Source organism: Rhizobium sp. C104 (assembly GCF_022354505.1).
Taxonomy (GTDB): Bacteria; Pseudomonadota; Alphaproteobacteria; order Rhizobiales; family Rhizobiaceae; genus Rhizobium; species Rhizobium redzepovicii.
Window position 1 is genome coordinate 4,364,835 of record NZ_CP092348.1, and the last position, 22,130, is coordinate 4,386,964.

Genomic DNA, 22,130 nt, shown 5'->3' on the forward strand with positions numbered 1-22,130 from the left:
GAGATCCCGAGAGAAAACTCCGCCCTTCCGGCGGAGTTTTTTATTGGGAAAAGGCTCTGGGTGCCACCGCTTGACGCGCCGGTATCCGACGCAAGCCTCTAAGCAATGCTGGGAAGCTGGCCGCAGGTGGCGGTGACGCAAACGGAACGGTGCGGAAGGCTGCCGCGCCGACTTTTCATTTCACCGAGACTTCAGCCGGCGTCTTTGCCGCAGGCAGGCGGTAATCGTCGACGCGGCCGGGCGGCGCGGGCGTCATTTCGCCCTGCTCGACCAGGAGGTCGCGGGGCGACCTGGTCAAAGTAATTGGCGGGGGCCTCGCGCCGAGAAGCTCGGCGCCGCCGTCGAGATTGGGATCCGAGAGGCTGATCGGCACGGTGTGTTCGACCGGATTGGTGGGAAGGCCGAGGCCCGGCAGATTGCTTTCGTCCAGGCGGACCAAATCCGGGCTTGCCTGGGTGCCGAGAATGCGGCGGGCAGGCTTTTCGACATAGAAGGCGAGCTTGCGCCGGCCGGCCTGCGTCAGGTTGATGCCATCGGAGGTGCGCAGGCGCACCTGCTGGCCGTTCACATCCGAGCCGGTGACGATGAAGTTGCTGTTTTCATCGACGAAACCATCCCAGATATCGACGAATTCGCCACCGATGCTTTCGACCTGGTTGCGGTAAAGCTGGTTCATCTGGACGGCATCGGCCGTCATCTGATCGGATTCGAAGGCGGGAAGACCGACCCAGAGCAGCGGGATCTTGCGGTCGGTAACTTCTTTGCCGAAGGAAAGGACGCGGCGGCGGTATTCGCTAAACCAGCCGTCGGTGCGGAACTTCTCCTTGGCGGTATCGGTCACCATCTGTTGGCGGTCGTTGGCGCCGATCATGACGACGACCATGGCTGGCTTCAGCTCGTCGATCATCGCCGGCAGCTGTTCCGGCCAGTCGTAATAATCGTCGCGGACAAGACCGGATGAGACGTTGCCGCGGGCTTCGACGACGACCCCCGGCGAAGTCTCGAAGGCCGCAGTCAGGCCGTCGCCGAGGCCGCTGGCCAGGAAATCGCCGACGATCAGGATCTTCTTGGCGTCGCTGAGCTTTTGCACGACCGGCTCCTCCTGCACGGGCGCGCGGATCGGCGGCGCGGTGCGGGTGTTGACGATGGCTTTCTGCGGCGGCGGGCGCTTGCGTTGCTGGCGCCTCGGCTGCGGGACATCAGGCGCCTGCGGCCCGTCGTCGAGGTAGCGCCGGCCGAGGAAGAAATCGAGGATCGAGCGGCGCTGGTAGCGCTGCTCCTGGGCTTCCGCCATATGCACTGGCGCAAGCGCGCCAAGGCATAGCGAAACCGCCGCCAGGGCGAGCGCGATCCAACGGATTGGGGTCCGGTCAGTTTTCTTCGTCATGGGCAGTTCCGCATCTGCCGGCATCTTGCACGCAGGACAGGCCAGCGTCCACACCCGCTCTTATCTAGGTCACGATTCCGCCGCTTCTAGCGACGAAGGGCGTTCAGAAGCGGCAATGAGGGCTCGCCGTCCGGCTGCATGCCGATGCGAGACTGCACCGCCGATATCGCCGCTTTCGAACCCGAGCCGAAATTGCCGTCGACCTCGCCATTGTAATAACCGAGCGTCTTCAGACGGGTCTGCAGCTCGAATTTCTCTGTGATGTCGAGGGCGCCGTCCGGGCGCGGCCAGCGCTGTTGCATGCCGCCGTAGCCGGCGATCTGATCGGCAAGCAGGCCGACGGCAAGTGCATAGCTGTCCGACGCATTGTAGTTCTTGATGGTGAAGAAGTTGGCGGTCATCAGGAAGCCCGGGCCACTGGGCCCAGCCGGCATTTTCAGCACCGCCTTGGTACCGCTCTCACGGAAGGCCTTGCCGTTCGGGCGGGTCAGGCCGAGGGCTGCCCATTGGGCGAGCGTATGGGTCTTGCCGATCTGCTTGGCGGCTGCAGCGGGAACGACAACCTCGTAGCCCCAGGTCTTACCGGTGTCCCAGCCGTTCTTCATCAGCAGATTGGCCGAGGTGGCCAGCGCATCGGGCACCGAGTTCCAGATGTCGCGATGGCCATTGCCGTCGGCATCGACGGCATACAGCAGGTAGCTTGTCGGAATGAACTGGGTGTGGCCCATGGCGCCGGCCCAGGAGCCGGTCATCTCGCGTGCCGGCACGTCGCCGTTCTGCAGGATTTTCAGCGCAGCGATCAGCTGCTTCTTGGCGAATTTGGCGCGGCTCGGATCGGCGTAACCGAGCGTTGCCAGAGCGCGCGGCACGTAATGCAGCCGGTCGTCCTTATCAAGGATGGCGCCGTAATTCGATTCCATCGACCAGATGGCAAGCAGAATGGTCTTGTCGACGCCGAATCGCTGTTCGATCGCAGCCAGCGTCCTGGCGTGCTTGGCGGCCATCTCGCGGCCGATCTTGACCGTATAGGGATTGACGCGGGAATCGACGTAGTCCCAGATTTTCGAAGTGAATTCCGGCTGGTAGGCCGCCTTCTCGAGCACGGTCGGATCGGGCTCGCTCACCCCGGAAAAGGCCTTTTGATAAGTTGCCTTACTGATGCCACTCTGAGCGGCTGTTTGGTAAAAATCCGCGATCCATTTCTGGAACCGGGAATCGGCTTTCGCGTTGTCGGGGACCAGCCCCACCTGGGCGGCGACAATGAAGGCGAGAGCAAGACCACGAAGGGAGTATTTGTGATTCTGGGTCATCGACAGTCGTATCCGTCATCTTCAGTTTCTGGCGCAACGGGGCATCATGTCCGCCCAGACCCGAGACTACAGGAACGGAGTCAACAAATTCTTTACCATGGCGATCCGCTGCGGTCACCATTTGCAAAACAGTAGCAATTCTATACTAGTTAAAGCTAAAAAGCTCCATTTCCAAAGCGATATGATCGAAGCAGGAGGCCGGGTGTGGCTCAACACAACAAAGTTCGTAAAGCAGTATTTCCGGTTGCCGGGTTGGGAACGCGATTCCTGCCTGCAACCAAGGCTGTTCCGAAGGAAATGTTGACCGTCGTCGACAAGCCAATCATTCAATATGTCGTCGATGAGGCGATCGAGGCCGGGATCGAACATCTGGTTTTCGTCACCGGGCGCAACAAGCACGTCATCGAAGATTATTTCGACATCCATTTCGAGCTGGAGCAGACGCTCAAGGAGCGTGCCAAGAAGGCCGAGATCACTCTTCTAGCCCAGCAATTGCCGAAGGCCGGCACGGTGAGCTTCACCCGCCAGCAGGAGCCGCTCGGCCTCGGCCACGCGGTCTGGTGCGCCCGCGAGATCGTCGGCGACGAGCCGTTCGCGCTGCTGCTGCCCGATATGATCATGAAGGGCGACAAGGGTTGCATGAAGGGCATGATCGACCTTTACGGCCAGAGCGGCGGCAATATCATCGCCGTCGAAGAATGTGCGCCCGACCAGGCCCATAAATATGGCATCGTCGGTGTCGGCGAAGCGATCGGCGAGGGCTTCCGAATCACCGGCATGGTGGAAAAGCCCGCCAAGGGAACGGCGCCTTCCAACTTCTTCATCAACGGCCGCTACATCCTGCAGCCGGAGATTTTTCGGATCCTCGAAACCCAGGAGCGCGGCGCCGGCAATGAGATCCAGCTCACCGACGGCATGCTGAAGCTGCTGAAGGAACAGGATTTCGCCGGTTATCACTTCCGCGGCACGACCTATGACTGCGGCGCCAAGGACGGCTTCATTCTGGCCAACGTCGCCTACGCTCTTGAACGCGCCGATATCCGCCCGACCGTCGAAGGCGGCTTCAAGGAATTGCTTGCCGGCCTGAGGTAAGTTTTCCGCACATTATATCAATGTTAGAGCGCCGCGCCTCCCATCGGATGCGCGGCGCTTTTTATCAAGTGTTGTACCCTGATGCCGAAACCGCTGACACTTTTCGGCGTCAGGCTTAGCGTTTCAGCTTGAGACCAACGCCGGCGCGCCATTGCTGCGAATCGGTGCCTTCCTTGCGCGCGGTCAGCTCGTAGCCGAGCGTGCTGGTCAAATCGAGATAGCGGTTGATGTTCCAGGTCAGCCCGGTCGCCGCGGTATAGACGAGTTCGTCGTTGATGGTGCTGTCGGTGGGATAGTCGCGCCACGTCACGCCGCCGATCATGGTGCCAACCAGATTGTCGCGCAGCTGGTGGGTGACCGTCGTCGTCAGCGCGTGCGAGACGTAGCCGCTTTCGCCCGCCGTGGTCGAGGGCTGGATGCTCGTCTGCAGGTCGAGATTGACATCGGTACCGCGGATCGGGGACCAGAGCAGGCTCGCATCGAGTGTCGCGGTATCGATCGACGACAGGCGGCTGTCTTCGAAATCAGCCATTTCGTAGCCGACGCCGACTTCACCTTTCAGCTTTTCGCCGAGGTCGACCTCGACGCCTGCCTTGGCGCCGTAGCTGTGGCCCGAACGCTCGTAACCGGCCGAATCGCGCGTCTCGTCATAGAGGGTCCGGCCGATCGTCGCCTCGATGAAGGGGATGAGTGCGGGGGACAGCTCGTAACCGACGCGGCCGCGCAGCGTGCCGGTCGTCTGATTGCGGTCGCTGAGCTCAACGGTCGTGCCATTGGCAAGCGTGGCGTCGGAATAGATCGAGCGGGTCAGTGCCAGCGCCGTCGTGCCGCGCAGGACGCCGAAATCGCGTTGGACGGAAGCGCCAGCCGAAAATTCCTGCACGTCTGACTGCTGCGTGGCGTCGGCGATCGCATCGGGGTCGTCCGTATCCTCGCGATAAAAATTGTAACCGGCGGTGAGATGCGCGACCGTATCGTCGGGAAGATCCAGCCGGAGGTCACCGTTGACCTTGAAGGACGGCTGCTCCTCACCCTCGCCGCTGATATTCCGCTGCCAGGCGCCCTCCGAGGTGACGCTCAGCTGATGCCGGCCCCAGCCGGAGGTGAGCGTCGCGGCTGCATCGGTTTCGAGGAAGGCGCGCCGTTGCGTGGTGCTGCCGTCCTTGGTGGTCTCGGTGTTGATGCTCTGGGTGACGCTCGGGCGGAGCACGAAGGTGCCGATCGGAATGCCCGGCGTTTCGGCCGTCGAGGCGCTTTCGGCAGCCCGCCGCCGCGGCAGTGTTTCGTCGATCGGTGCTTCGCGGGTGTTCAGCCGGCGGATATCCTCATCGAGGATGGAGCCGGTCACGTCGTCGCCGGCCTGCGCATCCGGTATGGCCGGCCTCTGGCCGGTATCATCCGGGTTTGCGGTCGTGCCGTTTGCCGCCGTCGTGGCGCTATCGTCGGTGCCGTCATCGAAAGCGGCGGCGGCGTTCGTGGTGCTGTCCTGAGAGACCGTAGAGCGGCTATTTGCCGTCGTTGACGGCTGTTGCGAAGCGGACTCCGCCAGGGCTGCCGTCTGGCTGAGAAGCAGGCCACTGAACGCAGCAAAAGAGACGGCACGGCTTATGGCGCGGAGCGGCGTCACTCTGCTCGTCTGTTTTGGCTGGCCCATGCAATTCGCGCCTGACATGCTTTCGGTTCTTACCCAAAGGTAAAGCCTCGTGGTTAATCATTCGTTGCCGACGGCGGGCGCCGTTCACATTTCGGAAAGAGTGCGGGGTGGACTTGGAAAGTGAAAAGGTCTAACGCAGCTTCATGAACAGAAGAGCGATAAACCTCGTTGAAAACAGCGTGCTCGAATCGGCAAAACGCACGATAGAGACCGAAAGACGCGGCCTTGAAGCGCTCGAACAGGCCTTCGACAATGGATTGGCCGGTCCTTTCACCCGCGCCGTCGAAACCATCGGAGATATCTCCGGGCGTGTCATCGTCACCGGCGTCGGCAAAAGCGGGCATATCGGCGCCAAGCTCGCGGCGACGTTCGCTTCAACGGGGACTCCTGCCTTTTTCGTGCATGCGGCGGAGGCCAATCATGGCGATCTGGGTATGATCGCGACCGACGACGTCGTGTTGGCGATTTCCAAAGGCGGCGAGAGCGCCGAGCTTAAGAGCATCATTTCCTTCACGCGGCGGTTCTCCATTCCGCTGATCGCGATCACTTGCAGCGACCGTTCCTCGCTTGCAACAGCCGCCGATATCGTCCTTCTCGTGCCGAACGAGCAGGAGGCCTGCCCGAATGGGCTGGCGCCGACGACCTCGACACTGATGCAGCTTGCGATCGGTGATGCGCTGGCCGTGGCGCTGTTGGAGGCGCGCGGCTTTACCGCCACGGATTTCCACGTTTTCCATCCCGGCGGCAAGCTGGGTGCGAGCCTGATGCATGTCGCGGATATCATGCATACCGGCGAGCGGCTGCCGCTCGTGGCCAAGGGCACGGCGATGCCGGAGGCGATCACGGTGCTGTCGCGCAAGCATTTCGGCTGCGTCGGCGTGCTCGACGGGGATGGGCGGCTCTGTGGCATCGTCACCGAAGGCGACATGGCGCGCAACCTGACCCGCAATCTTTCAGAGCTTGCCGTCGACGACATCATGACGCGGACGCCGAAGACGGTGAAGCCGACGATGCTGGCGACCGCTGCGCTGGCGCTGCTCAACCAGCATCACATCGGCGCGCTGATCGTCATCGACGACGACCACAGGCCGGTCGGACTGGTGCATTTCCACGATCTGCTGCGGATCGGCGTCGCCTGATCAGGGTCATCTGATCAGAGCTGATCCATCAGACGGGCTCGACTGTCAGGTCGCGGCCGTTGCTCGACACCACCTTCACCTGCGTTCCCGCCGGCAGGTCGGGTCCCATCACCTGCCATAGCGTATCGTCGAGGCGGATGCGGCCGCGGCCCTCGCGGATCGGTTCGTGCAGCGTCGCCGTGCGGCCGACGAGGCTCGCGCCGCGCTGATTGAGGAAGGGCTCGTCGGTCGTCGAATTGCGCAGCGTCAGCCGGCGGCCGGCGAAGGTCGTGGCGACGGCAAGCAGCGCAAAAAGGATCGCCTGCAGTTCCCAGACCCAGAAAGCGCTGTCCCAGAAGATGAGCGACAGCGCGCCGACGATCAAGGCGGCAAGGCCGATCCAGACCAGGAAGAAGCCTGGCACGATCATTTCCGCGGCGAGCAGCACCAAGCCTGCGACCCACCAACTCCATGCACCAAGTTCGGCGACGATCTTCGCCAGCATGGCTTAGCGCTCCTGATCGGGATTGAAAGGATTGGGGGTCGACGGGTTGATCGGCGGCGTCGAGCGCACCGGCGCCGGGCGGGGACGCGGCACGGGTGGCGGCGTTGCCGGGCTGTTGCCGGCATCGCCGAACACTTCGCGGGCGATGGCGCCGATGCCGCCGAGCGAGCTCAGGATGGAAGAGGCTTCCATCGGCATCATCACGATCTTGGAATTGGATGCCGAACCGATCGAGGTGAGTGCCTCGGTGTATTTTTGCGCGACGAAATAGTTGATTGCCTGAATGTCGCCGGCGGCAATCGCTTCGGAAACCATCTTCGTCGCCTTGGCTTCGGCCTCGGCCAGGCGCTCCCGGGCCTCAGCATTGCGGAAGGCGGCCTCGCGCTGGCCTTCGGCCTGGAGAATGGCGGATTGCTTGGCGCCTTCGGCCCTGAGGATCTGTGCGTTGCGTGAGCCTTCGGCTTCCAGTACCTGCGCGCGTTTTTCGCGCTCGGCCTTCATCTGCCGGGCCATCGCATCGACGAGGTCTCGCGGCGGCTGGATGTCCTTGATTTCGACGCGGGTGACCTTGATGCCCCAGGGCTGCACGGCCTCGTCGACGACGCGCAGCAACCGGTCGTTGATCGCATCGCGGTTGGAAAGCAGTTCGTCGAGATCCATCGAGCCCATGACCGAGCGAATATTGGTCATGGTCAGATTGAGAATGGCGTTTTCAAGATTGGCGACCTGATAGGCGGATTGGGCAGCGTTCAACACTTGATAGAAGGCGACGGCATCGGCCGAAACCGAGGCATTGTCCTTGGTGATCACCTCCTGGGTCGGCACGTTCAGCACCTGCTCCATCACGTTCATCCGGGCGCCGACACGCTCGATGAAGGGGGTGATGAGGTTGAGGCCCGGCTCCAGTGTGCGGGTGTAGCGGCCGAAGCGCTCGATCGTATAGCGATAGCCCTGCGGCACGGTCTTGATCCCGGCAAAGAGTACCAGGATGACGAAGATGACCAGCACGATCACGACGATGTCGAAGCCGCCGAACAGCATGAATTCCTCCTATCGGCGCATGCATGCGCGCCTCACAACTGATGTGGTGAGGTAGCATGTTCTTTGCGAGGAAGAAATGACCCACGAAGGTCCCGTCTCCAAGGAAAAGAAGGATGAGTCAGGGCGGATTTTTCAGGGTGGGATCTCTCAGATCCAGCCCTGCAATTCGCGGCGGACGACCTTTTCCAGCACCTTCATGCCGTCCTCGCCGTCGTTGAGGCAGGGGATATGTGCGAACTTCTCGCCGCCATTCTCGTGGAAGGAATGGGCCGCCTGTTCGGCGATCTCTTCCAGCGTTTCCAGACAGTCGGAGACGAAGCCCGGATTGATGACGGCGATGCGCTTGACGCCGTCCTGGGCGAGCTTCTCTACCGTCTTGTCGGTATAGGGTTGCAGCCATTCCTCCGGCCCGAAGCGGGACTGGAAGGTAACCATGAAATTTTCCTTCGTCAGCCCCAGCCGCTCGCGCAGCAGCCGGCCGGTCTTCTGGCATTGACAGTAATAGGGATCGCCCTGCTTGAAATAGGACATCGGAATGCCGTGGAAGGAAGCAAGCAACATGTCCGGTTTCCAGTCGAGCGTCGCAAGATGCCTTTCGACGGAGTTTGCGAGCGCTTCGATATAGGTCTCGTCGTCATGATAGTCGGGCACGGTGCGCAATGCCGGCTGCCAGCGCATTGAAAGCAGCTTCTGGAACGCCTTGTCGTTGACGGTGGCGGTCGTTGCCGCCGCATATTGCGGATAAAGCGGGAAGAGCACGATACGGTCGCAGCCTTCCTGCTTCAGCGCCTCGATGCGCGAGGCGATCGACGGCGTGCCGTAGCGCATCGCCCAATCCACTTTGACCGTCGCCAGGTCCTTCAGGCGCTCGGCCATCAGCTCGGACTGGTTGCGCGTATAGGTGCGGAGATAACTTTCGTTCTTCTCCTTGTTCCAGATCAGCTCATAGGCCTTGCCGACCTTCTGCGGGCGGGTGTTGAGCACGATGCCGAATAGGATCGGATACCACTTCCAGGGCGACCATTCGATGACGCGGCGATCGGTCAGGAACTCCCGGAGATAGCGGCGCATCGACGTGTAATCGGTGCCATCGGGCGTGCCGAGATTCACCAGCAGGACGCCGACCTTGCCTGACTTGACGGCCGGATGGTCTGCCGGGCGGAGTGAAGTATCTGCTGTCATTCTGGTCCCAACGCTCTTTTGTCTCGTCGGCTCATACGCAGCCCCGAAATCGTGGTTCACCCTATAGAAAGAAAAACCGGCCCGGGAAAGCCCGGGCCGGCCGTGGAAATCGGGACAAATCGTCTACTTGGCGGGAACCTCGATCTCTTTGCCGACCGCCAAGTGACGCGGGTTCGGACTGCCGTTGGCCTCCGAAAGCTTCCGCCACAGCGTGCCGTCGCCATAGAAGGTCACGGCCAGATCCCAGAAGGTGTCGCCCGCGGCGATGACATGGGTCGAAGGCGTCGTTTCGGCAGGCGCGGAGGCTGCCGGTGCGGGTTCCGCAGCGGGCGCGGGTGTTGCTGGCGTTGCTGGGGCAGGCTCGGTGGCTGGTGCCGGTGCTGCAGGTGCAGCGGGGGCGGGAGCAGGTTCGGTGGTCGGTGCGGGGGCTGCCGGCGTTGCCGGTGCTGGAGCGGCCGGTTCGGCAGCCGGTGCCTGCGCAACAGCCGCACCGTTTTCGGTGACGCGGCCGTCGGTATAGGGCTTATACGGCGAGTGGGCTGCCAGATATTCGGCAGTCACGTCGGCAAGATCCGGACCGAAATCATAGGCGTTCTTGCCTTCCTTGAAGATCGAATAGCCGTCGCCGCCGGCCCGCATGAAGTTGTTGGTGGCGACTTTGTAAGTCTTGGCTTGGTCGATCGGAGCGAAGTTGTCGCCCTCCTTCACCTGGACATCGCTAACGCGGCTGCCGACAGGCTTGGACTGGTCGAAGGAGAATTTCAGGCCGGCGACCTGCGGGAAGCGGCCGGCGCCCTGATCGATTTGGCTGACGCCGTTTTCGAGCGCCTTGACGATATCCGCGCCGGTGGCCTCGAAAGTGGCGAGCGTATTCTGGAAGGGCAGGACGGTGATGACTTCACCCTGGGTGACCTCACCGCCGTCGATCGACGCGCGCAGGCCGCCACCGTTCTGGAAAGCGATAGCAACACCCTGGTTCTTCGTGCGGTCGAGCATGGCATCGGCCACCAGATTGCCCATCGAGCATTCCTTGACGCGGCAGACCTTGCGGTCGCCGTCGATCGGGGCTTCGGAGGAGCCGATGACCTTCTTGCGCAGTTCCTCGATCGGTTTGGCGAGTTCCGCGATGCGGGCAACGACGGCGGGATCGGGCGTGAAGCTGGAATCGATCAGGATCGGATCGCCCTTGGCATCCTTGACGACGCCGCTATCGTCGAAATTGACGACGAGATCGCCGAGATACTTGCTGTAGGAAGCTGCCTGGACGACCGGCACCTTGTAGCCGCCCGGATTGTCGACCATCGTCGGATAGGGGCCCTCGGCTTTGGGGTCGGTGTTCGAAAGCAGACTATGGGAGTGGCCGCCGACAACGACGTCGACATCCGGGATCTTGGCGATCAAGGCGAGATCGCGGGGGTAGCCGACATGGGTCAGCGCGATGATCTTGTTGACGCCCTGGCCCTTCAGATCCTGAACGGCCGAGGTGATCGCCTGGACGTCGTCGGCGATGGTGACGTTCGGGCCGGGGGATGACAGTTCGGCCGTGTCATTGGTGACGGCGCCGACGATGCCGATCTTCTGGCTGCCGACATCGAGCACCAGCGAGGGCTTGATGCGGTCGCCGAGCTTGGAGGCGGCGGCCGCCTTGACGTTCGCGGTGACGACAGGGAACTGCACCTTGTCGAGGAAGGTCGCAAGCCCGTCCTCGCTGTCGTCGAATTCATGGTTGCCGACGGTCATGGCGTCGAACTTCATCAGGTTGAGGAATTCGGCTTCGGCCGCGCCTTTATAGGTCGTGTAGAACAGCGAGCCCTGGAAATTGTCGCCGGCATTCAGCAGGAGGACATTCTTGCCGGAGAGCGCCTGGCGGCGCTGGTCGATCGCGGTCTTCAGGCGGGCAGCACCCCCGAAGCATTCCTTCTTGCCTTCTTCCTCGGCTGAGCAGGTGGAGTCGAACTTGTTGATCGATTCGATGCGCGAATGGAAATCGTTGATATGAAGAATATTGAGTTCGTAATCCGCAAAAGCGGCGCCCGTGCCAAGCGCCAGCATGGACGCGGTCAAAAGACCGAAGCTGAAAGACTTCGTCATCCCTGTTCTCCTGATTGAGGCGAGAGATCCCCCTGATCCTCGCCGATCCCTTCCTAATCCGCCGGGGCGGTTCCCGGCCTGCGGATGTTCCATCAGACGATGGACGACCGCAAGAGAAAGCTGGGCCAGGCCGGGCGCTTTCCAAGGGGGCGGGGCAAAAAAGCGGCTGGCTACTACAGGCATTCGCCGTCGGCGGCGTTTCGATAGAGTTCGTGCACGGCCTCCGCGATATTCAGAACGGTGGCGAGGGCGATGACCAGACAAAGAAGAAAAACGAGGCGGTGAAAGCGCCGACCAGCCCGATAGGCAAAGAGCGCGCCGGCGCCATAGATCAATATTGTCGGCACGGCCAACATCAGCACCTGGCCCGGTCCGTCGCAATCGAGAGCGGCGATGCCCTGGGCACGATAGACGTTGGCCGGAAAAAGGATGGCAAGCGTCGCAAGCGGCAGCGCGAGCAGCAGGGCGAGGTAAACGGCGAGGGCGCGCATGGTGTGCTTAGCCTATCGCCTTATCTTCAGCCTCGGCGGGAAAGTGTGAACTGCGCGCCGGAATCGGAGGTGCAATTGAGCTGGCTTGGGTTGACGAGGGCGCAATTGACCTTGGACTGGGTCTTGCGCACTAGCGAGGTCATGTTGATCTCGACCAAGGTCGGCGAGGTATTGATATAGGTGCCCGAGGCAAGAAGCTGGTTACTGTCGGTCGTGCGGGTGGTGAAGCTACCGCCCTGGAAGGTGGAGACGATGCCGTTCGGATCGCTCCAGTTGCCTTCGACGCCGGTGGCGGCCGGTGCTGTTGCAACCGGCAGGCTGCGCGGCTCTGGCGAAACGCAGGCGGCAAGCGCGGCGGCGGCACCGACAAGAACGAGACCAGTTCTGATTTTCATAAGGCTTCTCCCGGCGATTCGGCGTGGCGGTCACCCGCCAAGTTCGGGCAAAACATGGCGCGCGCCCGCCGCGAAGGCAAGCCTTGGCGGGGTGCTGGGCGGCATTTAGACAGCAGGCGTTACAAAAATGCCCGCCTTGCGGCGGGCATCTTCAAACTCGCGCGAGCGATCTCAGCGAACGAGAATGTTCCTGAACTGCCACGGATCCTTGGTGTCGATATCCTCAGGGAAGAGGCCCGGGCGGCCATCGAGCGGGGTCCAGTCGGTGTAATGCCCCTCGACCGGGCCGAGATAAGGCATCTGCACTTCGAGGCAGCGCTTGTAGTCGATCTCGTCGGCTTCGACGATGCCGGCCTTCGGGTTTTCCAGAGCCCAGACCATGCCGGCGAGAACGGCTGATGTGACCTGCAGGCCGGTGGCGTTCTGATAAGGTGCGATGCGGCGCGTTTCCTCAAGCGACAGACGCGAGCCAAACCAGTAGGCGTTCTTCTCGTGGCCGTAGAGCAGGACGCCGAGTTCGTCGATGCCGTCCTCCAGCTCGTCTTCATCGAGAACGTGATGGACCGGCTGCGGCGTGCCGCCATTGCCGAACATTTCATGCAGCGAGAGCACGGCGTCGTTGGCCGGATGGTAGGCATAATGGCAGGTCGGGCGGAAGGTCACTTCGCCGTCCTTGTCGCGAACCGTGAAGTAGTCGGCGATCGAGATCGACTCGTTATGGGTAACGAGGAAGCCATATTGCGGGCCGGGTGTCGGGCACCAGGTGCGCACGCGGGTGTTGGCGCCCGGCTGCTCCAGATAGATCGCCGCCTTGTTGCCCTTCTTGTGCTTCTTGGCGTTCTTCGGCATCCACTCTTCATGCGTGCCCCAGCCAAGTTCGGCCGGCTGCATGCCTTCGGAGATGAAGCCTTCGACCGACCAGGTGTTCCAGAAGACGTTGAGCGGCTTCGGGTGCTTGGTGCGCTGGGTGTCGCGCTCGGCGATGTGGACGCCCTTGACGCCGAGCTTCTTCATCAGCTTGGCCCAGCCTTCGCGATCGTGCTGGTCCGGTTCGTCGAACTTTAGGCCGGTGTCGTTGGCGAGGTTGACGAGCGCCTGCTTGACGAACCAGGAGACCATGCCCGGATTGGCGCCGCAGGTGGAAACGGCGGTGGCGCCGCCCGGGTTCTTTGCCTTTTCCTTGCGCACGGTTTCGCGCAGCGCATAGTTAGTGCGGTCGGCATTGCTCATGCCCTTATCGAAATAGAAGCCGAGCCAGGGTTCGACGACGGTGTCGACGTAGAGCACGTCATGCTTGCGGCAGAGCTTGATAAGGTCGAGCGAGGAGGTGTCGACCGAGAGGTTGACGCAGAAACCCTGGCCTTCGCCTTCGGTCAAGAGCGGCTTCAGCAGCTCCTTGTAATTGTCCTTGGTGACATATTCCTTGATATGACGAACGCCGTGCTTCTTGAGGATTTCCATGTCGGAGGGCTCTTCGCGCGGGTCGATGACGACCATCCGGCTCTTGTCGAATTTGAAGTGGCGCTCGATCAGGGGCAGGGTGCCGCGGCCGATGGAGCCAAAGCCGATCATCACGATCGGACCGGTAATTTCGGCATATACCGGATAGTTCTGTTCCGTCATTCTTTTCTCCTGTGGAAGAGGACGAAGGCGTTCAGCCTGAAGAATTCTTTTGAAATTGCCGCAGAAATTGCGAGGTGACCGGCTCTAACCACAAATCGGCGTCACAATAAAGAGTGTTGAGGGGGAAAGCTCAAATATCGGGCGGGCGAGAGGTCGGCGAGGTCATCTGACCGGCCTCCTGCAAAATCAGCGTTTGAGGATTTCCAGTCCTGCGACCGTCGTCGTCACGGCAAGCTCGGTGATGTCGTATTCGGCGACGCCGTGGAGGGTGAAGGGATCGGCGGCGACATAGGCCTCGATTGCGGCGCGGTCGCCGATTGCGAGGATCGCGCCGCCGGTGCGCGGCACCTTGCGGCCAGAGGCGAGGAACCAGCCCTTGGCATAACCCTCCTTCACCCAGGCCATATGCGGCTCCATGTGCTTGTCGGCTTCGTCGTTGGATTTGAGATAGGTGAGGGAGAGAATGAACATGGTCAGTTCCTCAGAAGGTCGGCGCGGATCAGGCCGCGCAGCGAGTTGCCGGTATAAAGCGTGCCTGCATCGAGATCGGCAAGGGTGAGGCGGCCGACACGAGCCTTGCGCGCGCAGATGAGTTCGGTGCGCAGCACGCCGGCGAGCAGGCCGCAAGAAGTCGGCGGGGTGCGCAGCATGCCGTTCCCGTCGTCGAGGAAGATGGAGGTGATGGTACCCTCGCAGACTTCGCCGCGTTCGTTCAAGAGGATGACGTCATCGGCCTCGGCAGAGGTATATTCGGCGCGCGCGGCCTCGTAGACGGCGCGTCGCGTCGTCTTGAAACGCAGCAGCTTGTCGGTGGAGTCGAGACGGGTCTCGGCGATGCGGACGGTCCAGTTGGTGTCGGGCGCCAGCGGGACGAAAGCCGCGCTTGTCACCTCGATGCGGCCTTGGGCGTCGAAGGTCAGGCGGACGCGCAGCGGACCCGCGGCATTTGCAACGGCTGCGTCAAGCCTGGCCACCGCATCGATCGGTTGCTGGAAGCCGAGGCGACGGGCGGAGCGGGAAAGCCGGGCGAGATGCAGCCGCAGGCGGATGAAGCCGTCGCCGGGCTGCCAGCGCAGCGTTTCGATCAGCGAAAAATCGATCATCGCGCAATCCACTGGTCGCCGACGGCGAAGCGGGCCTTGAGCAGGCATTCCTCATATTCGGCCTCGGCTGTGGAATCAAAGACGATGCCGCCGCCGACGTTGAAGACGGCCCTGCCGCCGTCAAAAAGCGTGATGGTGCGGATGGCGACGGAAAAGCGCATGACGCCGCTTGGCGAGATCATGCCGATCGCACCGCAATAGGCGTCGCGGGGAGCATTCTCGAGCGCGTGCAGGATTTCCATCGCCCGCATCTTCGGCGCGCCGGTGATCGAGCCGCAGGGAAAGAGGGCTGCAAAGATGTCGCGGATCGAAAGGCCGGGGCGCAGCCTTGCCTGCACATGGCTGACCATCTGGTGGACGGTCGGATAGGTCTCGATGTCGAAGAGCTTCGGCACATCGAGCGTGCCGACTTCGGTGATACGGGAGATATCGTTGCGCAAGAGATCGACGATCATGCGGTTTTCCGCCTGCGTCTTGATATCGCGGCGCATGGCTTCGACGATTTCGGCATCTTCGGCGGCAGTGGCGCCGCGTTTCGCCGTGCCCTTCATCGGATGGGTCTCGATCCAGCCCTCCTCATCTGTGCGGAAGAAGAGTTCCGGTGAACGCGACAGGATGAGCGGACCGCCGAGATCGACCAGCGCGCCGTATTTGACCGGCTGGCGTTCGATCAGCGACCAGAAGGCGGCACGGGGATCGCCGTTCCAGCGGGCCTCGACCGGCATGGTGAGGTTCGCTTGATAGGCGTCGCCGAGCCGCAGATGCTCATGCAGGCGGTCGAAGCGCTCTTTATATAGAGGGAAATCCCAGGCGGCCTTCGGGGCGGTGAGGAATTCCTCGTTCTCAAGGCGCTGTTTCGCTTGGGCAAGCGGGTGTGTGTCCGGCTTCGGAGCATCGAAGACGCCGAAGGAGAGGAGCGGGGTTTCGCGGTTCTCGTTGGCGAAGGAGGCGAGTTTCTCCTCGAACAGATATCCGGCCTCGTAGGCCATGTAGCCGGCAAGCCATTTGCCCTCGGCCTTGGCCTCTTCCATCCTGAGAAGGCCGGCAAAGAATTCGTCGCGCGTTCGCGCGACGATGATCTCTGCCGGTTCGGTGAAAAGCATCACCTGGCCTGATGTGTCGTCGCGGAAGAGAATATAGGGGTCAGACATGATTGCGCCGCATCTTGCTTGGTTATCCGATGCTTGCGACGGTTCTGGGCTTTGACATGGGTGGCGATGCGAAGACTGCAGCAACACCCACTTCCCTCATTCCTGTGCTTTTCACAGGAATCCAGCCACGGCGCGTCTGCGCCGTGAATGACTCACTTCCGACAGACAAAGAGCCTCCCGCGCCCAATGACTTGGGCGCGCTGGATTCCTGTGACAAGCACAGGAATGAGGCAGAGGGGGCTGCTGTCATGGTTCCTCGTGGACGTTGCAGAATGCGGCCTGATAACTCACAACGACACTCGTTCGTTTCAAGTCTGGCCGAGCCTTACGCCCTATCCAAAGCCTCCAACTCATCGATTAGCCCCTCGATCATCGACAGGCCCTGGCTCCAGAACGACGGATCGGTGGCGTCCAGGCCGAAGGGCTTCAAAAGTTCCGAATGATGCTTGGTGCCGCCGGCCCTCAGCAGTTCGAAATACTTCTCCTGGAAGCCGGTCTCGGCCTTCTGGTAGACGGCGTAGAGCGAATTCACCAGGCAATCGCCGAAGGCATAGGCATAGACATAGAAGGGCGAGTGGATGAAGTGGGGGATATAGGCCCAATAGGTCTCATAGCCTTCCGAAATGCTGATCGCCGGCCCGAGGCTTTCCGACTGGACGGAGATCCAGAGTTCGCCGATGTCGTCGGCTGTGAGTTCCCCTGCCTTGCGGGCGGTGTGCAGCTTGCGCTCGAACTCATAGAAGGCGATCTGGCGGACGACCGTATTGATCATGTCCTCGACCTTCTGGGCGAGCATCGCCTTGCGCTCGCGCTTGTCGCTGGTCTTTTCCAGAAGCGCGCGGAAGGTCAGCATCTCGCCGAAGACCGACGCCGTTTCGGCAAGTGTCAGCGGCGTCTGGCACATCAGCGCCCCTTGCGCGCCGGCGAGAACCTGGTGCACGCCGTGCCCGAGTTCATGGGCAAGCCTCATCACGTCGCGCGGCTTGCCCATATAGTTGACGAGCACATAGGGGTGGGCCGAGGGAACCGTCGGATGGGCGAAGGCGCCGGGCGCCTTGCCGGGGCGGACGGGTGCATCGATCCATTGTTCGTCGAAGAAGCGCCTGGCGATATCAGCCATCTCGGGGGCGAAATTGCCATAGGCCGAAAGCACCGTGTCCTTCGCCTCGGGCCAGGGAATAACGGCGCTGGAGGTTTCCGGCAGCGGCGCGTTGCGGTCCCAGAAATTCATCTGCTCCATGCCGAGCCATTTCGCCTTCATCTTGTAATAGCGGTGCGAAAGGCGGGGATAGGCTTCGCGGACGGCCGCGGCCAGCGCATCGACGACCTCGCGCTCGACACGGTTTGCGAGATGCCGGGCGTCGGCGATATCCTCGAAGCCGCGCCAGCGGTCGGAAATATCCTTGTCCTTGGCAAGCGTATTGGTGATCAGCGTGAAGATGCGGATATTGGCCTTGAAGGTTGCCGCAAGCGCCATGGCCGCCTTGCGGCGGACGTCCGGATCCTTCTCCTGCAGCATGTTCAGCGCCACTTCGAGCGGCACTTTTTCGCCATCGATCTCATAGCGCAGTTCGGCCATGGTTTCGTCGAAGAGGCGATTGAAGGCGGCGGCCGATGTCATCGACTTTTCGAGGAAGAGCTGTTCCAGCCGGTCGTCGAGCTGGTAAGGCTTGTCTTTCCTGAGGTCGACCAACCAGGGGCGATAGTGGCCGGCGGCGGGGTCGTTTGCCATGCTCGCATCGATCACCGCGTCATCGATGCGGTTGAGTTCGAGTGCGAAAAACAGCAGGTGCCCGGAAAATTCGGTGATCTTGGTCTGCACGTCGCCGTAGAGCTTGCCGTTTGCCGGATCGGTGGTGTCGGAGAAATAGGTAAGGCCGGCGAAGGAACCGAGGCGGCCCATGATATCGTCCAGCGCCTCATATTCCTTCAGCGCCGCGCCGATGCCCTCAGTGCCGGTCTTCGTCGCGGCCTCGGCGAGTTTGCCCTTCCACTTCTCCTCAAAGGCGATAGCAGCCTTGCCGGCCTTTTCCATGTCGGCGACAAAGGCGGTCGAGGTGGCGGAGGGATAAAGATCCTGCAGCTTCCAGACCGGCAGATCGCCGAGCGCCGGATTGGCTGCCCCGGCTGGCGCTGCTGCCGACAAAAGAAGGCGGGCGTGCGGGAGCTCGATTTTCATGGGGCAATTCCTCTCCACTTTCATAACAGGTCTGTTTGAATAAGCGTGAGAAGGCGCCGCATCAAGGGCCTTTCGGCGCATGAAAGGCCTCGCTTCGGTACGAAAACGACCCGTTCCAATCGTTAAAATGCAATTATTTCTCAAAACAGGATGTTCAAGCCTTTCTGTCAGAGTGCGCTTCATGGTTTCGCATGAAGTGAGGCGACAATGACCGGTTACAATGAGCTCAAGGGAGCAGGGCAAATTCTCGTGGTCGAGGACGACCCCGTGCAGCGCCGCCTGCTCAAGAACGCAATCGAGCGTCACGGCCATGTCGTGCACCAGGCGGAAAACGGCCGCATCGGCCTGGAAATGGTCAAACGCGACAGCGGCCTTTTCAACGTCATCGTGCTCGACCTGATGATGCCGGAGATGACCGGCCTCGAATTCCTCGACGCACTTCATGAATTCGGCACACAGATCCCGGTCATCGTTCAGACCGGCCAGGGCGGCATCGAGACCGTGGTGCAGGCGATGCGCGCCGGCGCCTTCGATTTCGTCGTCAAGCCGGTTTCTCCCGAACGCATCGCCACATCGATCTCGAATGCGATGAAGCTCGATCAGCGCGAGGTGAAGGCGCGGGCCGGACGCCGGTCGCGGTCGGGCTCGGTCGGCTTCGACGACATCGTCTCGGCAAGCCCGGCGATGATCCGCGTCATCGATCTCGCCCAGCGGGCGGCGCAGTCCAACATTCCGGTCGTGCTCGAAGGTGAATCCGGCGTCGGCAAGGAACTGGTGGCGCGTGCCATCCAGTCCGGCGGCGACCGCGCGAACAAACCCTTCGTCACGGTCAATTGCGGAGCGATCCCGCACAATCTCGTCGAGAGCATTCTGTTCGGCCACGAGAAGGGCGCGTTCACAGGCGCGACCGAGCGCCATATCGGCAAATTCATGGAAGCCGACGGCGGCACCATCTTCCTCGACGAGATCGGCGACCTGCCGCTCGAGGTGCAGGTGAAGCTGTTGCGCGCCGTGCAGCAGGGCGAGATCGAGACCGTCGGTGCGCGGACCGCGCATAAGGTCAATGTCCGGCTGATCTCCGCGACGAACAAGGATCTGATCGAGGAGGTCAAGAACGGCCATTTCCGCGAGGATCTCTACTATCGCCTCAACGTCTTCCCGATCACTATCCCGGCGCTGCGCAAGCGCAAGGAAGATATTCCGCATCTGGTGCGCGTCTTTGCCGAACGCTTCTCCAGCGAGCAGAAGAGTGGCCGCCGCATGACGGTCAACGCCGGCGCACTGGCGCTGCTGACCGCCTATGACTGGCCGGGCAACATCCGCCAGCTCGAAAATGCGATCTTCCGCGCAGTCGTTCTGGCCGAAGGGCCGGAGCTGACGGAAGGGGACTTCCCGCAGATCGCCGCCCAGCTTCCGGAATACGAAGTCGTGGATCACCTGGCGCTGGTCGCCGACAATACCGGCCTCGATCCCGACGACAGCTATGGGGAGGAGTTCAGGGCGTCGATCTCGGGAGAGGTGCACCACCGTCTGTCCGAAGTCTCCGAAAACGCGATCGCCAGCGTCAATCCGGCCGGCGATGTGCGCAGGCTTGCCGATGTCGAGGAGGAGCTCATCCGATTCGCGCTCAAATTCTATCGCGGGCAGATGAGTCAAGTGGCGCGCAAACTTGGCATCGGCCGGTCCACACTTTATCGCAAGCTCAAAGATTACGGCATAGACCCCGATAATCCCCAGAAAGATGCGGCTTAAGCGCTTTTTATTAAGACTAAGGCAACCACGATTTGTTACTGATCATAAACCACTTGTTAGTGGCTCGTTCACTATGTAAAGAAAAGGTTGATCATGTGTGGCATTTTTGCCATCGTGTGACCGCATTTGACAGTCATCTGAGACAGTACGGGACATTGTCTGTCTGACGGGGATCGAGTTGCCGAATCTGAATGGGAATTCCAAGCCTTCGCGCTTGAGCTGGCGTATGTTGTGCGCCGACATCTGCGGAAAGGCAGCAAGGACGGCAGCGGCCGCCCTTCTTGCGCTCGCGGTTTCCTCACCGGTATTCGTTAGTACACCTTCCGAGGCAGCGGGCGACACCCGCAGCCTCAAGCTTTATTTCATCCATACCGGCGAAAAAGCCGTCATCACGTACAAGCGCAACGGCAAGTTCGATCCCAAGGGTCTGGAGCAGCTGAACCGCTTCCTGCGCGACTGGCGCAAGAACCAGCCGACGAAGATGGACCCGCGCCTGTTCGACCTGATCTGGGAAGTTTATCGCCAGAGCGGTTCGCGGGATTATATTAACGTCGTCTGCGGTTTCCGTTCACCGGGTACCAACGAGATGCTCCGCGGCCGCTCGCGCAACTCGGGCGTTGCCGAAAAGAGCCAGCATATGCTCGGCAAGGCGATGGACTTCTTCATTCCGGACGTCAAGCTTGCGACATTGCGCGGGATCGGCATGAAAATGCAGGTCGGCGGCGTCGGCTTCTATCCGAAATCGGGCTCGCCCTTCGTGCATATGGATGTCGGCGGCGTCCGCGCTTGGCCGCGCATGAGCCGCGACGAACTGGTCCGGCTTTTCCCGAACGGCAACACCATTCATATCCCGGCTGACGGCAAGCCGCTGCCCGGCTATCAGCAGGCAATGGCCGACTATAAGCGCCGCGTCAGCGGTACGCAGATAGAAATCGCCAGCGCTTCCGAATCGGCGCCGAAGCATAAGACGCTGTTTGCTGCGCTGTTTGGCGGCGGAGCGGACGAGCAGGAAGACGATTCGGACGATTCGACGCCTGTTGCCGTCGCCAAGGCAACGCCGCCGAAGGCAGCGCCCGAGCCTGCTCCTGTCGAGCCGCAGCAGACCGAAGTCGCCGATCTGAACGCGCCGGTGCCGCAGGTTCGCCCGGCATTCAGCAATCAGCCGGCCGGCAGCGACGTGGCGAGTGCGCTCGTCGCACCGCCTTCGGGTAATGCCGCGCAACAGGCCCTTGTCGCGGCGCTTCCGGCCGATCAGGCCCAGCCGCAGCAATTCGCCGATCTCAGCGCCTATAGCATTCCGGTCCCCTCACTACTCGGCCAGCGCCGCGCGCCGGGCGATGCTGAGCTCGCATCGACCGATCCTGACATGCTGACCGGAATGCCGGTTCCGACGCCGGTCGAACGCCCTGCCGTCGCCGAGAACCTTCTGGCTGCGGCCAATGCCGATCCGGAAGCAGAGGCCGACGAGGCAGATCAGGACGGCGGACTATCTCCCGCCGTCGCCGATGCGCTCGACCAGCAGAACAAGGGTGGAGAAAACCAGGTCGCCGGGCATGCGCCTGAGATGACGGTGGAGCAGGCAATCAACGCCGCGATGACGCAAAAGGCGCCTGCCGCAAAACCGCCGCTTGAGCTCGCAGCCTTGGCGCCCATGACCAAATCGGCAAGCTTCGGCGACGGCTTTGATGAACCGGCCGCCGAAAACGCCGTGGCGCAGGGCCTGCCCACCAAGGGCGGCCGCCCGACGCACAAGGAAGCCGCCGCGGCGGACGCCAGCCGCGCGACGGTTCGCACCGAGCCGAAGCTGACGCAGAAGATGATTTCGCAGTGGGCGCTGACCAATGCCCGTCTGGAAATGGCCTCCAAGCAGGTGAAGGCGCCACGTTTCGTCAGCCAGACGATGCGCGCGCAGCCGACTACCGTTTATACCGAAGGTTTCAACGTCAAGACCGCTTCGGTCGACCCGGCCCGCTTCAGCGGCACGGCTGTTAACTTCATGGAAGTGCGCAAGTTCAACACGAACTGAGCCGGCCATCATGAAATATCGAAAACCGTC

The 22,130-nt window shown here is 61.8% G+C and carries 18 protein-coding genes; 4 read left to right on the forward strand and 14 right to left on the reverse strand.

The annotated features are described in order from the left end of the window. Nucleotides 1-175: 175 nt before the first annotated feature. On the reverse strand, nt 176-1,411 hold the full coding sequence (locus MF410_RS22515) for a DUF459 domain-containing protein (protein WP_179867171.1): 1,236 nt from the start codon (nt 1,409-1,411) through the stop codon (nt 176-178). 62 nt (nt 1,412-1,473) lie between these two features. After that, nucleotides 1,474-2,697, reverse strand: coding sequence for a lytic murein transglycosylase (locus tag MF410_RS22520; RefSeq protein ID WP_097628752.1), 1,224 nt, complete (start codon nt 2,695-2,697; stop codon nt 1,474-1,476). 204 nt (nt 2,698-2,901) lie between these two features. On the opposite strand from MF410_RS22520, the gene galU reads away from it, so the two are divergent. Then, the gene (gene galU / locus MF410_RS22525) at nt 2,902-3,789 is read left to right on the forward strand and encodes a UTP--glucose-1-phosphate uridylyltransferase GalU (protein WP_097628753.1); all 888 of its coding nucleotides are present in this window, start codon (nt 2,902-2,904) and stop codon (nt 3,787-3,789) included. Between the two features lie 115 nt (nt 3,790-3,904). Here galU and MF410_RS22530 read toward each other — a convergent pair whose 3' ends face one another. Then, nucleotides 3,905-5,443, reverse strand: a complete 1,539-nt coding sequence (locus MF410_RS22530) for an outer membrane beta-barrel protein (RefSeq protein WP_097628754.1) — start codon at nt 5,441-5,443, stop codon at nt 3,905-3,907. Nucleotides 5,444-5,586: 143 nt separating this feature from the next. On the opposite strand from MF410_RS22530, the gene MF410_RS22535 reads away from it, so the two are divergent. Then, nucleotides 5,587-6,582: a KpsF/GutQ family sugar-phosphate isomerase gene (locus MF410_RS22535; protein ID WP_097628755.1), complete on the forward strand. Its 996-nt coding sequence runs from the start codon at nt 5,587-5,589 to the stop codon at nt 6,580-6,582. A gap of 28 nt (nt 6,583-6,610) precedes the next feature. Here MF410_RS22535 and MF410_RS22540 read toward each other — a convergent pair whose 3' ends face one another. The 11 genes from MF410_RS22540 to MF410_RS22590 form a co-directional block, all read right to left on the reverse strand. Then, nucleotides 6,611-7,066, reverse strand: a complete 456-nt coding sequence (locus MF410_RS22540; protein ID WP_097628756.1) for an NfeD family protein — start codon at nt 7,064-7,066, stop codon at nt 6,611-6,613. A gap of 3 nt (nt 7,067-7,069) precedes the next feature. After that, nucleotides 7,070-8,107 (reverse strand): SPFH domain-containing protein, encoded by a 1,038-nt coding sequence (locus tag MF410_RS22545; protein WP_097628757.1) that lies wholly within the window; start codon nt 8,105-8,107, stop codon nt 7,070-7,072. A gap of 147 nt (nt 8,108-8,254) precedes the next feature. Continuing rightward, a complete protein-coding gene (hemH, locus tag MF410_RS22550) occupies nt 8,255-9,289 on the reverse strand; it encodes a ferrochelatase (protein ID WP_097628758.1) in 1,035 nt (344 codons plus the stop codon). 123 nt (nt 9,290-9,412) lie between these two features. Continuing rightward, nucleotides 9,413-11,380 (reverse strand): bifunctional UDP-sugar hydrolase/5'-nucleotidase, encoded by a 1,968-nt coding sequence (locus MF410_RS22555; protein WP_097628759.1) that lies wholly within the window; start codon nt 11,378-11,380, stop codon nt 9,413-9,415. A 173-nt stretch (nt 11,381-11,553) separates the two neighbouring features. Beyond that, entirely contained in the window at nt 11,554-11,871 is a 318-nt protein-coding gene (locus MF410_RS22560) for a hypothetical protein (RefSeq protein ID WP_097628760.1), read from the reverse strand. A gap of 26 nt (nt 11,872-11,897) precedes the next feature. Next, complete coding sequence (gene omp10, locus MF410_RS22565; RefSeq protein ID WP_071090891.1) at nt 11,898-12,266, reverse strand: outer membrane lipoprotein Omp10; 369 nt, start codon at nt 12,264-12,266, stop codon at nt 11,898-11,900. Between the two features lie 171 nt (nt 12,267-12,437). Then, nucleotides 12,438-13,889, reverse strand: coding sequence for a homospermidine synthase (locus MF410_RS22570; protein WP_097628761.1), 1,452 nt, complete (start codon nt 13,887-13,889; stop codon nt 12,438-12,440). A gap of 186 nt (nt 13,890-14,075) precedes the next feature. Then, nucleotides 14,076-14,360 carry a YciI family protein gene (locus tag MF410_RS22575; protein ID WP_097628762.1) on the reverse strand — a complete coding sequence of 95 codons (285 nt, stop codon included), beginning with the start codon at nt 14,358-14,360 and terminating at the stop codon, nt 14,076-14,078. A 2-nt stretch (nt 14,361-14,362) separates the two neighbouring features. Continuing rightward, entirely contained in the window at nt 14,363-14,992 is a 630-nt protein-coding gene (locus MF410_RS22580; protein ID WP_097628763.1) for an aminotransferase class IV family protein, read from the reverse strand. Beyond that, a complete protein-coding gene (locus MF410_RS22585; protein WP_097628764.1) occupies nt 14,989-16,143 on the reverse strand; it encodes an aminodeoxychorismate synthase component I in 1,155 nt (384 codons plus the stop codon). Before MF410_RS22585 ends, MF410_RS22580 begins: the two co-directional genes overlap by 4 nt. Nucleotides 16,144-16,468: 325 nt before the next feature. Continuing rightward, on the reverse strand, nt 16,469-18,322 hold the full coding sequence (locus tag MF410_RS22590; RefSeq protein ID WP_239620075.1) for a M3 family oligoendopeptidase: 1,854 nt from the start codon (nt 18,320-18,322) through the stop codon (nt 16,469-16,471). Between the two features lie 207 nt (nt 18,323-18,529). Here MF410_RS22590 and MF410_RS22595 point away from each other — a divergent pair, with 207 nt between their 5' ends. Further along, on the forward strand, nt 18,530-20,074 hold the full coding sequence (locus tag MF410_RS22595) for a sigma-54 dependent transcriptional regulator (RefSeq protein WP_097628766.1): 1,545 nt from the start codon (nt 18,530-18,532) through the stop codon (nt 20,072-20,074). A 178-nt stretch (nt 20,075-20,252) separates the two neighbouring features. Beyond that, nucleotides 20,253-22,100 (forward strand): DUF882 domain-containing protein, encoded by a 1,848-nt coding sequence (locus MF410_RS22600; RefSeq protein ID WP_097628767.1) that lies wholly within the window; start codon nt 20,253-20,255, stop codon nt 22,098-22,100. Nucleotides 22,101-22,130 lie beyond the last annotated feature (30 nt).